13 protein-coding genes and 1 tRNA gene are annotated in these 12787 nt (G+C 53.8%); 8 read left to right on the top strand and 6 right to left on the bottom strand.

Annotation, left to right across the window (positions count from 1 at the left end; translation table 11 throughout):
* The 8 genes from RT644_RS18755 to RT644_RS18720 form a co-directional block, all read left to right on the top strand.
* On the top strand, window positions 1–188 hold a 188-nt coding region (locus RT644_RS18755), incomplete at its 5' end, for a hypothetical protein (RefSeq protein ID WP_313627558.1).
* A gap of 35 nt (window positions 189–223) precedes the next feature.
* A tRNA-Arg gene (locus tag RT644_RS18750) sits at window positions 224–300 on the top strand.
* Between the two features lie 265 nt (window positions 301–565).
* Window positions 566–1132, top strand: coding sequence for a fructose-1-phosphate/6-phosphogluconate phosphatase (yqaB, locus tag RT644_RS18745; RefSeq protein WP_313627570.1), 567 nt, complete (start codon window positions 566–568; stop codon window positions 1130–1132).
* Window positions 1129–1557: a YqaA family protein gene (locus RT644_RS18740; protein ID WP_017459318.1), complete on the top strand. Its 429-nt coding sequence runs from the start codon at window positions 1129–1131 to the stop codon at window positions 1555–1557. Before yqaB ends, RT644_RS18740 begins: the two co-directional genes overlap by 4 nt.
* 80 nt (window positions 1558–1637) lie before the next feature.
* Complete coding sequence (gene gshA / locus RT644_RS18735) at window positions 1638–3182, top strand: glutamate--cysteine ligase (protein ID WP_313627556.1); 1545 nt, start codon at window positions 1638–1640, stop codon at window positions 3180–3182.
* 152 nt (window positions 3183–3334) lie between these two features.
* On the top strand, window positions 3335–3850 hold the full coding sequence (gene luxS, locus RT644_RS18730) for an S-ribosylhomocysteine lyase (RefSeq protein ID WP_071925219.1): 516 nt from the start codon (window positions 3335–3337) through the stop codon (window positions 3848–3850).
* Window positions 3851–4127: 277 nt separating this feature from the next.
* Complete coding sequence (locus tag RT644_RS18725) at window positions 4128–4499, top strand: hypothetical protein (RefSeq protein ID WP_233500419.1); 372 nt, start codon at window positions 4128–4130, stop codon at window positions 4497–4499.
* Between the two features lie 296 nt (window positions 4500–4795).
* Window positions 4796–6721: an FKBP-type peptidyl-prolyl cis-trans isomerase N-terminal domain-containing protein gene (locus tag RT644_RS18720; protein ID WP_313627554.1), complete on the top strand. Its 1926-nt coding sequence runs from the start codon at window positions 4796–4798 to the stop codon at window positions 6719–6721.
* Window positions 6722–6773: 52 nt separating this feature from the next.
* On the opposite strand, the gene emrB is transcribed toward RT644_RS18720, so the two are convergent.
* From emrB to RT644_RS18690, 6 genes are all read right to left on the bottom strand, one after another.
* Complete coding sequence (gene emrB / locus RT644_RS18715; protein WP_020454913.1) at window positions 6774–8309, bottom strand: multidrug efflux MFS transporter permease subunit EmrB; 1536 nt, start codon at window positions 8307–8309, stop codon at window positions 6774–6776.
* 15 nt (window positions 8310–8324) lie between these two features.
* The gene (gene emrA / locus RT644_RS18710) at window positions 8325–9569 is read right to left on the bottom strand and encodes a multidrug efflux MFS transporter periplasmic adaptor subunit EmrA (protein ID WP_304465993.1); all 1245 of its coding nucleotides are present in this window, start codon (window positions 9567–9569) and stop codon (window positions 8325–8327) included.
* Between the two features lie 50 nt (window positions 9570–9619).
* Window positions 9620–10150 (bottom strand): transcriptional repressor MprA, encoded by a 531-nt coding sequence (gene mprA / locus RT644_RS18705; protein WP_020454911.1) that lies wholly within the window; start codon window positions 10148–10150, stop codon window positions 9620–9622.
* A gap of 90 nt (window positions 10151–10240) precedes the next feature.
* Window positions 10241–10576, bottom strand: coding sequence for an L-valine transporter subunit YgaH (gene ygaH, locus RT644_RS18700; RefSeq protein WP_020454910.1), 336 nt, complete (start codon window positions 10574–10576; stop codon window positions 10241–10243).
* Entirely contained in the window at window positions 10566–11312 is a 747-nt protein-coding gene (locus RT644_RS18695; RefSeq protein ID WP_313627550.1) for an AzlC family ABC transporter permease, read from the bottom strand. The genes ygaH and RT644_RS18695 overlap by 11 nt, the downstream gene beginning before the upstream one ends.
* A 129-nt stretch (window positions 11313–11441) precedes the next feature.
* Window positions 11442–12626 (bottom strand): MFS transporter, encoded by a 1185-nt coding sequence (locus RT644_RS18690; RefSeq protein ID WP_313627548.1) that lies wholly within the window; start codon window positions 12624–12626, stop codon window positions 11442–11444.
* Window positions 12627–12787 lie beyond the last annotated feature (161 nt).

Below are 12787 nucleotides of genomic sequence, written 5' to 3'. Positions count from 1 at the left end.
ACTCGGCTACGAACCGAGCGGTCGGAGGTTCGAATCCTCCCGGATGCACCATCTTATTGATACACAAACCTGTTTATTCTTTCAGTCTGGCGAAATTACTGCCGGAATCAGAAAGAATTGCGCTGTTTCAGAAACGGTCTGAAGTCGAGGCAACGCCGGGTCATTTTTCCGGATTTGTTTGGTCATGAAGGTCTGAATCTGTAGCGTAAAAACATTTCCCGATGCATCCGTAGCTCAGCTGGATAGAGTACTCGGCTACGAACCGAGCGGTCGGAGGTTCGAATCCTCCCGGATGCACCATCTTCTGTAATACCCCGTCGATTTATTCTCTCAGGTTTAGAGCATCTTTTGCTGATACCAGCAAGAATAACGCTGTTCTGGCAATACCCTGCAAGCTAAGCAACGCCATTCTCCAGACCGCATCACTTCAGTAAAATACAAAACTTTGTCTTACCGGTTATCCCGCCAAAATCATGCGTAACACTATGCTTCTCACTCGCTGGCAGCGACAAAAATCACTGTTTACGTTAAAGTAACTGTTTGTTATCCGCTTTGTGAGAACATGATGTACGAACGTTACGCTGGTCTGATTTTCGATATGGATGGCACTATTCTTGATACAGAGCCAACTCACCGTAACGCCTGGCATGAAGTGCTCGGGCGTTATGGGATGCGTTTTGACGAACAGGCAATGATTGGGCTTAACGGCGCTCCAACCTGGCGTATCGCGCAATCCATTATTGAAGCCAACCAGGGCGATCTCGATCCGCATCTGTTGGCTCAGGAAAAAACGGCGATGGTAAAAGCGATGTTGCTGGACTCTGTTCGCCCATTACCGCTTATCGAGGTCGTGAAAGCGTGGCATGGTCGCCGTCCGATGTCTGTAGGAACGGGCAGCGAAAGCGCGATTGCGGAGGCGCTGCTGGCACATCTTGGACTGCGGGGTTACTTTGACGCCGTTATCGCAGCCGATCATGTTAAACATCACAAACCCGCGCCCGATACTTTTCTGCTTTGTGCACAAAGCATGGGGGTGGAACCGACGCAATGCATCGTTTTCGAAGATGCGGATTTCGGGCTTCAGGCGGCGCGTGCAGCCGGTATGGACGTCGTGGACGTTCGCTTATTGTGAGTGACACACTGTCGCTGTTGTCACTGTTTTCCAGCAGTTTTCTCAGCGCCACGCTGTTGCCTGGCAATTCTGAGGTTGTGCTGGTTGCCATGCTCATTTCTCACGTTAGCCAGCCCTGGCTTCTTGTTGTAATAGCAACAATGGGTAATAGCCTTGGAGGGCTGACTAACGTTATTCTTGGGCGTTTCTTCCCGCAGCGTAAAACATCGCGCTGGCAGGAAAAAGCGACTGACTGGCTTAAACGATACGGCGCGGCAGCGCTGTTGTTAAGCTGGGTGCCTGTTATAGGCGACTTGCTGTGCCTGCTGGCAGGATGGATGCGCTTGTCGTGGGGGCCAGTAGTAATTTTTTTATGCCTTGGCAAAGCGTTGCGCTATCTGGCGATTGCCTTTGTAACGCTGCAGGGTATGACGTGGTGGCACTAATTGGACTGAGTGAGTGACCTTTAATCGTCAACCATTACAATTATGCTTAATAAAATGATTATGACAGGCGGGAGGTCAATTTGATCCCGGACGTATCACAGGCGCTGTCCTGGCTGGAAAAACATCCTCAAGCTCTGAAGGGGATACAACGCGGTCTTGAGCGTGAAACGCTGCGCGTAAATGCGGATGGCTCTCTGGCAACTACGGGTCATGCGGCTGCGCTTGGCTCAGCACTGACCCATAAATGGATCACCACCGATTTTGCTGAAGCACTGCTGGAATTTATCACTCCGGTAGATGGCGATATCGATCATATGCTGACTATCATGCGCGACATTCATCGCTACACTGCGCGCCAGATTGGCGATGAACGCATGTGGCCGTTGAGCATGCCGTGTTATATCAAAGATGGTCAGGATATTGAGCTGGCGCAGTACGGCACGTCCAATATTGGTCGCCTGAAAACGCTCTACCGCGAAGGGCTGAAAAATCGCTATGGCGCGCTGATGCAAACCATTTCCGGCGTACATTACAATTTCTCGCTGCCAATGGCTTTCTGGGAAGCGAAAAGTGGCAGTACGGATAAAGAATCGGTATCGGAAGGGTATTTCCGCCTCATCCGCAATTACTATCGGTTCGGCTGGGTGATCCCGTATCTGTTTGGCGCTTCGCCAGCAATTTGCTCGTCGTTCCTGCAAGGGAAACCGACAACGCTGCCGTTTGAGAAAACGTCTAACGGTATGTACTACTTGCCATATGCGACCTCATTACGCCTGAGCGACCTCGGGTACACCAATAAATCGCAAAGTAATCTTGGTATTACCTTCAATAACCTGCACGACTATGTGGTGGCGTTGAAGCGCGCAATCAAAACGCCTTCTGAGGAATACGCCAAAATTGGTCTGAAAAAAGATGGCAAATACTTACAGATCAACACCAATATTCTGCAGATTGAAAACGAGCTGTATGCGCCCATTCGCCCGAAACGTGTGACCCGTAGTGGCGAAACACCATCGGATGCGTTGCTGCGCGGCGGCATTGAGTACATCGAAGTTCGTTCTCTGGATATCAATCCGTTCACCGCCATTGGCGTTGATGAGCAGCAGGTGCGCTTCCTCGATCTGTTTATGGTCTGGTGCGCGCTGGCTGATGCGCCGGAAATGAGCAGCGATGAATTACTGTGCACCCGTACTAACTGGAATCGCGTGATTCTTGAGGGGCGTAAACCCGGTTTGACGCTCGGAATGGGCTGCGAAACCGCACAGTTCCCGCTCGCTCAGGTCGGTAAGGATCTGTTTAGCGATCTGAAACGAGTAGCGCAGACGCTGGATGGCGTGTACGGTGGCGAAGAGTACGAAAAAGTGTGCGAGCAGTTGGTTACCAGCTTCGACGATCCAGAATTGACATTCTCTGCGCGCATTCTGCGCTCGATGATTGATAATGGTATTGGCGGTACGGGGAAAGCCCTGGGCGATCAGTACCGTTCGCAGCTGCGTGAAGAGCCACTGGAAATTTTGCTTGAGGAAGATTTTATCGCCGAGTGCAAAGCGTCGCTGGTGCGCCAGGCAGAGGTTGAAGCCGGAGATTCGGAGTCATTCGAGGCGTTACTCGCGCGCCACGCTTGATACAAAAGAAAAAGGCCACATCTCTGTGGCCAAAATTTCATCTCTGAAGATCAGGGATGATGATAACAAATGCGCGTCTTTCATATACTCAGACTCGCACGGGAAAAAAGAGTTCATTTTATTTTTAAAAAATCACTGTCGGAGGTGACTAAATGCCATTATTGGATAGCTTCACTGTCGATCATACCCGTATGGAAGCGCCAGCAGTCCGTGTTGCCAAGACTATGGACACGCCGCACGGCGACACCATTACCGTATTCGACCTGCGTTTCTGCGTACCGAACAAAGAAGTAATGCCGGAAAAAGGTATCCATACGCTGGAGCATCTGTTCGCCGGTTTTATGCGTAACCACCTCAACGGCAACGGCGTTGAGATCATCGACATCTCTCCGATGGGTTGCCGCACCGGTTTTTACATGAGCCTGATCGGTACGCCGGACGAGCAGCGCGTCGCCGATGCCTGGAAAGCGGCGATGGCAGATGTCCTGAAAGTAAAAGATCAAAGTCAGATCCCGGAATTGAATATCTATCAGTGCGGGACATACCAGATGCACTCTCTGGAAGAAGCGCAAGAAATCGCGCGTCACATTCTCGATCGCGATGTTCGCGTTAACAGCAACGAAGAACTCGCCCTGCCGAAAGAAAAATTGCAGGAACTGCATATCTAGTTTCCCATGCCGCCTTTCTGCCCGGAAGGCGGCATTATTATTTTTACTCAAACGCCTTTCAATATTATTTATTCATTAAAAATATTATTTATCTATATATATAAAGATAAATGATGCCTGAACAATATCCTTTGTGGGTATGGGACTTCTTATTGTTATTTAAATGCTGCCGTGATAGTTTTCATCCTCGTTGTTATTTGACCGATATTCCATGTTTAATTTATCTATTAACTGAATGAATTTCAGTGAAAGAATATGTCTGAGTGATGAGGATATTATGCGACGCTCACAACTTTACCTTTTATGTGTCTCCCTTTTGTTACCTTTTGCATTAACGGGATGTGTTAAATCAACAGTGCCTTCGGTGGTGAAAGACTCCCCGCAGAAGCAGCAGGCGCAGCAGTGCTACGAATGGCTTACCGCATTAAAAGGTTTGGATAAATCGGCATTTCAAATCTACACCCAGCAATTTAAGACGATTAATAATAGCTACGAAGTCTATAAGAAAAATCAGCCAATAATTGATAAGAACGCCGCTGAAATAATGAAAACGGAAATTGATAACAAGGTGGAAGTTGTTTGTTCTCGCGTGCGCAGCGCGGTATTCGCGAATATGTCCAGCCGAGCAAATACGCTGAAACAGTTATGATAAAACTACGCCACTCCTCTGCTGTACTGTTATCGGTTTTCTCTCTTTCCGTCTATGCTGAGCCCGATTTATTACTCGAACGCCTCAACAAAGAACATATCATATCGGCCGAACCGAACTCACCGTTTACGGTGGATCGGGGCGCCGCAGGGGAGGTTGTTGTCCCGCCACCTCTGGCCCCAGTGAAACTGCCAGCGCCAAAACCCGATTCGAGTGAACAACACATCAAGCAGCTTAAGGACCAGCTTGCCGCGCTACAGCATGAAATCAAAACGCTACGGAAAAAACAGGCCGCCGTGATCGTAAAACCCGGGGAGGCGTCTGGTGAAGATGATAATCAGCGCCAGCCGCTACAGGCACTCAGCCAACAACTGGCGCAGGCAAATAAATCCGGTGACGCATTAAACAGCCAGCTTGATGCCGCCATGAAAAAGATGAGTATGCAGGCATCCCGTATCGAGACGCTGGAGGAGGCGCTAAAGCAAAGTAGTGAAGAGAAAGCGCAAGCGAAACAGCAGTTAAATACGGTTCAGGCAACGCCGCGTCCCCAGGACGCCGAACAACTCCAGTCGATGAGCAACGATAACAAAGTGCTACAGCAGCAGCTGGCGGAGGCGAAAGAGCAGAGCGCGGCATCTGAGGAGAAACGCCAGCTGGCGACGGCGAAAACGGCGGAGCTGGAAAAACAGCTCGCTGAGGCGAATAAAACGCGCGAAGCAGCAGATGCGCAACTGGCTGAGGCGACAAAGCAAACTACCGGGCAGAGTGCACAGCTCGCCGAGCTGGAAGCGAAGCTGAAGCAGCGCAGTGAAGAGAATGCGCTGGCGCAGCAGCAGCTGGCGGAAGCGAAAAAGCAGGCCGCTGCGTCTGAGGAGAAACGCCAGCTGGCGATGGCGAAAACGGCAGAGCTGGAAAAACAGCTCGCTGAGGCGAATAAAACGCGCGAAACGGCAGATGCGCAGCTGGCTGACGTGACAAAGCAAACTCGCGGGCAGAGCGCGCAACTTGCCGAGCTGGAAGCGAAGCTGAAGCAGAGCAGTGAAGAGAATACGCTGGCGCAGCAGCAGCTGGCGGAGGCGAAAAAGCAGGCCGCTGAATCTGAGGAGAAACGCCAGCTGGCAACGGCGAAAACGGCGGAGCTGGAAAAACAGCTCGCTGAGGCGAATAAAACGCGCGAAGCAGCAGATGCGCAACTGGCTGAGGCGACAAAGCAAACTACCGGGCAGAGTGCACAGCTCGCCGAGCTGGAAGCGAAGCTGAAGCAGCGCAGTGAAGAGAATGCGCTGGCGCAGCAGCAGCTGGCGGAAGCGAAAAAGCAGGCCGCTGCGTCTGAGGAGAAACGCCAGCTGGCGATGGCGAAAACGGCAGAGCTGGAAAAACAGCTCGCTGAGGCGAATAAAACGCGCGAAACGGCAGATGCGCAGCTGGCTGACGTGACAAAGCAAACTACCGGGCAGAGTGCGCAACTCGCCGAGCTGGAAGCGAAGCTGAAGCAGAGTAGCGAGCAGAAAGCGCAAGTGGAGCAGCAGCTCGCAGCGGCACAGGCTACGCCAGCCGTAGCAAAAACTGCAGCAACGAAAGCGGCTTCGCCAGCCTTCTCACTGGCGGCGAACAAATCAGAACACGCCCGCGTTAACTATGCCTGGGGTGTCTGGTTTGCGGCAAAAGTCCAGCTTGAGAGCGAGGTGCTCAAAGATATCGGGCAGAAATTTATGCCGACGGCTTTTTTGCAGGGCTTGCAGGATAAATTCGCTAACACTCTGCAAATGCAGAATGCAGAGCTGGAAAAGATCCTCAGTACGCTCAACAAGCAGGTAGACGATGCGCGGCAACGCGAAATAACCCGTAACAAGAAGCAAGGACAGCAGTTGCTGGCCGATGCGGCGAAGCTAAAGGGCGCGGTGCAGGCGGATAACGGCGTGGTCTATTTGGTTGAAAAACGTGGGCCGGGTGCCGCTATTGGCGATACCGATGTCATTCGTTTCAAAGTGGATGAAAAGGTCAGCTCCGGGCAGGTTCTCGCCCAGAATGAAATCAACACCGCGCGTGTGAGCGAGCTGCCGATGGTGATGCGTGCTGGTGTAAAAAAACTGGTCGTGGGTGGCAGAGTGAAGATTTATGTTCCCACCGAGCTGGCTTACGGCGAGGAAGGTATACCTGGCGCTGTACCGCCCGGCGTGACTTCCGTGATGACGCTGGAAGTTCTCGGCATTGAGAAGTAAAACAAGCCATTAAAAAAAATCGCCTCCATCAGGAGGCGATTTGCTTTTCAGGTTAATGCGCGCCACCGCCGCCGCCGCCCGCACCAAATGGCGGTTTGGCAAACCACACCAGCCCCAGCAAGATCAGGAACACCCCCGCAGAGAACCAGAAAATCTCATTGGCGGAGATAATCAGCCCCTGGTTGGTTATCTGCTGCGCTATCCAGCCGGAAGCCTGTTGCTGCGACATGCCCATTCCCTGCAGCTGGTTATAGATTTCCTGCGAGTTCGGATTGTACGGATTGACCGACTCTGTAAGCTGCGCATGGTGCATTGATTCCCGGTTCGTCCACAGCGTCGTGGTGATCGAGGTTCCGATCGAGCCCGCCAGCGTACGCGCGAAGTTCGACAGGCTCGACGCCGCCGCCAGTCGCTCTGGTGGCAAACCGGAAAGGGTGATGGTCGTCAGCGGCATAAAGAAGCACGCTACCGCGAAACCCTGAATGAACTGAGGCCACGCCGAAGCGCCGAAATCCATGCCCGGCTCGAAGGTATAAGCACGCCAGTAGAAGCACACCGCATACATAATAAAGCTGAACGTCACCAGACGGCGCATATCCAGCTTATGCGCGAAGCGGCCAATAATCGGCGACAACAGCACCGGGATCACGCCAACCGGCGCAGAAGCCAGCCCCGCCCAGGTCGCGGTGTAGCCATACACTTCCTGCAACAACTGTGGTAACAACACAATCGCGCCGAAATAGAGCATATAGGCAAGGCTGATACACAAGCAGCCGATGGTAAAGTTGCGTGACTTAAACAGCGACAGATCGACTATCGGGTTATCGTCGGTTAACTCCCATACCACCAGGAAACTTATCGACACTACGGCGACAATCGTCAGAACGATGATCTCCGTCGAGTTAAACCAGTCGAGCTCTTTACCCTGGTCGAGCATCACCTGCAGGCTACCGATACCGACGATCAGCAACGCCAGCCCTACGCCATCAATGCGCCGCTGCTCGGTACGTGTTTCGCGCCCACGCAGGCTTTGCAGCGTCAGCAACACCACCAGCGCACCGATCGGTACGTTGATAAAGAAGATCCAGCCCCAGTGGTAGTTATCGCTGATATAGCCGCCGAGGATCGGCCCGCAAATCGGCGCGACGATCACCGTCATTGACCATAGCGCCAGCGCGATAGAGCGCTTGGCAGGCGGATAGTTGCTGAGCAACAAACTCTGTGACAGTGGGATCAGCGGCCCGGCGACAATCCCCTGGATCACACGAAAGAAGATAAGCATCCCCAGACTGCTGGAGACGCCGCACGCCCAGGAGGCAATTGCGAAGGCGACGGTAGACCAGAGAAACAGCTTCACTTCCCCAACGCGTTTCGCCAGCCAGCCGGTGATCGGAATCGAGATGGCGTTTGCCACCCCGAATGAGGTGATCACCCAGGTACCCTGGCTCAGCGAGGAGCCAAGGTTACCGGCAATAGTCGGAATAGCAACGTTAGCGATGGTCGAGTCCAGCACCTGCATGAAGGTCGCAAGCGACAACGCAATGGTCATAATGACCAGCTGCGCGCCTTCCAGCGGTTTCTGTTGCATTGCACTCACCTCAGATTAACCGGCGTTGGCTTTCACGATGTTTTCGATCAAGGTGTTGACCGGCTCAAGGCTGATTTCCCGGGCGTTGCTTTCATAGGCCGGGCTGGTGCGCACCTGGCTTGCCAGCACCTGACCTTCACGATCGGCGGTATCCACTTTCACCAGCGTGGACAGACCAATACGCAGCGGATGGTCGGCGAGTTGTTTTGCATCCAGCTCAATACGTACCGGCAGACGCTGTACCACTTTGATCCAGTTACCGGTGGCGTTTTGCGCAGGCAGCAGCGAGAACGCACTGCCGGTGCCCATATCCAGGCCAACCACTTTGCCGGTGTACTTCACTTCATCGCCGTAAATGTCACTGACGATAGTCGCGCTCTGACCAATACGCATATGTGCAAGCTGCGTCTCTTTAAAGTTCGCATCCACCCACAGGTTACTGGCCGGAACGACAGCCATCAGCGCGGTGGACGTTGTGATCTGTGCGCCAGGCTGCACGGCGCGGCGGGAAACGTAGCCGGTGATTGGGCTGACGATTTTAGTTCGTTGCAGCGCCAGCCAGCTATTGCGAACTTCGGTCGCAGCTTGTTTTACCGCCGGTTGATCTTCCAGACGGGTATCAAGCACGATGGCCTGGTTAGCGTTGTACTGCTGAATGGCGACATCCAGCTCTGCTTGCGCGCTGGCCACGGCATCACGGGCGTGTTGCAGCTCTTCACGGCCAATCAGGTTGGCACTGCCAAGCGGCACGCGGCGGTTAAAATCGCTCTGCGCCTGGGCGAGGGCGGTTTTTTTCAGCTCAATGCTCGCCTGCAACTGCTTGCTGTTGATGATTGACTGGCGGGTCTGGCGAACGCTGCTTGCCAGCGCGGTTTGCGCTTTTTCAAACGCCTGCTGCGCGTCAGTTGCGTCCAGCGTTACCAGCACATCGCCCTGTTTGACGAAATCAGTGTTATCGGCCCAGACTTTCGTCACGCTGCCGGACACCTGCGCCATGATTTGTACCTGGTTCCCTGCCACGTACGCGTCATCGGTTTCCTCGAAGTGACGCAGTACCAAAAACCAATAAATCCCGTATGCCACGGCAATAACAATAAAGAGCAAGGTCAGCAGAAGAAGGGCGTTTTTACGTTTGCCTTTCTTTTTGACCGGTTGCTGCGGGGTTTGACTCTCCGCATTTGCGCTCATGCTTTTCTCCACGATCTTCTTATTTTCATCCCGGCAAACGCCGGCCTGTTTTTGCCAAAAAAGCCAGTAGATACTGGCTTTTCAGTATTCTTATATCCTGGATATTCGAGCGTCTTATCGCGTTAGCGTAACGCCTCGAGAATGACGTCGTCCTCTTCCATCTGGTCGAGACGCGTCAGGAGTTTTCGGGTGATATGCTCAAGCTGATCTTTCTCGCCAACGCTCAGCGAAGACCAGAGTTGATGCAGGCAGTTATGCTGCGGGGGCAGAACCTGGCGCAGGAACTCGTGACCTTTCTCGGTCAGTTGCAGGTGCAGACAGCGACGATCGTTATCGCTTTCGCGACGCTCAATCCAGCCGCGCTTTTCCAGCTCATCAGCGATGCGTGTCGCATTGGTACGGGATGATCCCAGCGCGCTACTCAGCTCAGAAGGCTGAATACTGTGATTTTCCTGGGATTCCAGGGTAATCAGCGCCATAAACAATGTCTCGTTAATGCCCTGCGCTTTCAGCATCTTATTGCGGTTTTCCAGCAACTTGCCCTGCATATGCATACACAGGCGGGTTAACAGAATTTCCTGAAACGGGAAATCTTCATAGCGGCTGGCGCGAAACTTAAGCATTTGTTCAATGGGCGTAAACGAACTATCCATTTGGGTATAACCTCATTAATTGCAGTCGATATAGTAACGACAGTGACAAATAAAGTAAATGTATTATTTGTAGTAATAAATTTGCCTTATCTATGCATCTGCCAGGAGTTTCCAGACGATTCCGTACGCGAAAGCGCTCAGTAGCGTGGGGAGAATAATGCTGCGTGTTTTCCAGAAACTCACGCCGAGCACCGCGAAACCGGCAAGTGTCGGCAGCAAACGGCGGCTGTCGGCGGCGATTTCCGGCACGCAGGAAACCACCAGCAGCGCGCAGATGGACGCAATGCCAATGGTGTCCAAAAACACACCGCTCACACCGCGTTTCGCCGGGCGCGACTGTCCGGCGCGGATACGCAACGGCAGATAACGGAATAAAAAATTGACGCAGCCCACCAGCAGGCCGAGCAGCAGCACCTCATTGCGCATCCGATGCTCCTTGATAAAACGCCTGTACCAGCGCGGCCAGGCAACCGGCGAAAATCCCCGCCAGAATCGCGGCAGGAATGGAAAACAGCGTGACGCCCGCCAGTGCGCCGAGCAGCGCCGCCGTCACGGCACTTATCTGGCGACGCTGGAACGAGGCCAGCAGGAAACTCATAAACAGCGCGGGCAACATAAACCCTAACGCCGATTCCACCGCCGGGTAACCATCGAGCAGTCCGTCGCCGGAAAACGCACCCAGCACCGTGCCCGCCACCCATGAAAGCCAGGAAAATAAGGCGATGCCGACCATCCAGTTTTCGCTCCAGCGACGGTTATCTCGCACCAGCTTCGCGGTGGCGGCGGCAAATACCTCATCCGTCAGGCCAAAAGCCCAGACGGCCGTTTTGCGGTTTTTGAGTGGTTGCAGAATACGGCTGCGCAGCGACGGGCCATAAAGCACGTGGCGAACATCCATGGCCATCACAGTCAGCGCGGCAACCCATAATGCGCTACCCGCGGCAAGCATGGTGGTGATGACGAACTGGCTGGCACCCGCATAAATAATGCAGGAGAAGAAAACGCTTTCGAGTGGGGTAAAACCGAGTTTGGTGGCATTCATGCCAAAGGCAAACGCGACGGGGACGTAACTCAAAACGATGGGAAGGCTGTCTTTGATACCCTCCAGAAATGTCGCGCTCTGGTCAGACGTGCTCTTTGTTGCGGTTACTGAACTATCCATATCCATAATGTTTGTTATATATCACCCACGTTAATATAACCGGGATAAACAAGTCCCATAACCTTAACAGACTGAGGGACTCGTTAACACCCCGGTGTTCCTCCGAAACGCGCAAACGTGGGGGAGTGCTTAGATTGCCGCCTCCTGGCGGTGAAATCCTCGCCACCAAACCAGCAGATTCAGCAGTGCCAGAACGCTACCCGCCAGGCAAACCCCTGTCCAGCCGGCGTGTTGCCATGCGGAAGCGGAGATCAGCGAGCCCGCCGCGCCGCCAATAAAATAGCTGGTCATATACCCGGCGGTCAGGCGGTTTCGTGCGTCCGGTTTTACGCGATAGATAACCGTCTGGTTGGTGATATGCACCCCCTGCACGGTGAGATCCAGCACGATAATGCCAATAATCAAGGCGATAACCGAACTGTGTCCAAGCCAGATAGCCACCCACGAGAGCAGCAACAGGATCAGGCCGCCGGTGGTGGTGAGATGGGCGTGACCCCGATCCGCCAGCCCACCGGCCTGCCGTGCGCCAAGTGCGCCTGCGGCGCCCACCAGGCCAAACAGGCCGATCGTCGCCTCGGAGAACTGAAACGGCGGTGAGGCCAGCAGGAACGCCATTGACGTCCACAAAATGCTGAAGTTCGCAAAGCTCAGGCAGCCAAGCATTGCCCGGGTACGTAACAGTTTGTCACCGGCAAACAGGCCAAATATCGAGCCAAGCAGTTGCAGATAATTAAGGTGATTATCTTGCTTGATTTTCGGCAGCCCGCGCCACAGCGCCAGCGCCATCAGCACCATTAATATGCTGGCGACCCAGTAAACCGTGCGCCAGCCGCCGAGGCTTGCCAGTAATCCGGCAACGGTGCGCGCCAGCAAAATGCCGAGCAGCAGACCGCTCATGATCGTGCCCACCACTTTGCCGCGTTTGTCCGGGGTTGCCAGCGTGGCGGCCAGCGGTACGAGAATTTGCGCCACCACGGAAAACAGCCCGGTCAGCGCCGTGCCGAGGATCATCAGACCGAGCGACGAACTACTGGCGGTGATCAGCATGCCGCCTGCCGACAGCAGTGTCATCAGTACGATCAGCGAACGTCGTTCGAACATATCGCCAAGCGGCACGAGAAATAACAGCCCGGCGGCGTAGCCAAGCTGGGCGGCGGTAACAATAAATCCGGCTTGGTTGGGCGTGAGCGAAAAGGCGTGGGCGATGGTATCGAGGAGCGGTTGTGCATAGTAGTTGCTGGCGACGGCGAGGCCGGTGGCAACGGACATCAGCGCAATCAGCGCCGGGCTGAGGCCCTGGTTCGGTGTGTTCATTGGCGTTGTCAGTCAGGTATGTTTTTTCCAGACACTCATCATAGCCAATAGATTGAATTTTGTGAGGAAGATCGCGTGTCGGAACGTGCGGTAACGTACCCTGCCAGGCAACGGGCAACGGGCAACGGGCAACGGGCAACGGGCAACGGGCAACGGGCAAC

It is taken from the genome of Kosakonia sp. (assembly GCF_032104925.1).
GTDB lineage: Bacteria > Pseudomonadota > Gammaproteobacteria > Enterobacterales > Enterobacteriaceae > Kosakonia.
This window is presented reverse-complemented; position numbering and strand designations above follow the sequence as displayed.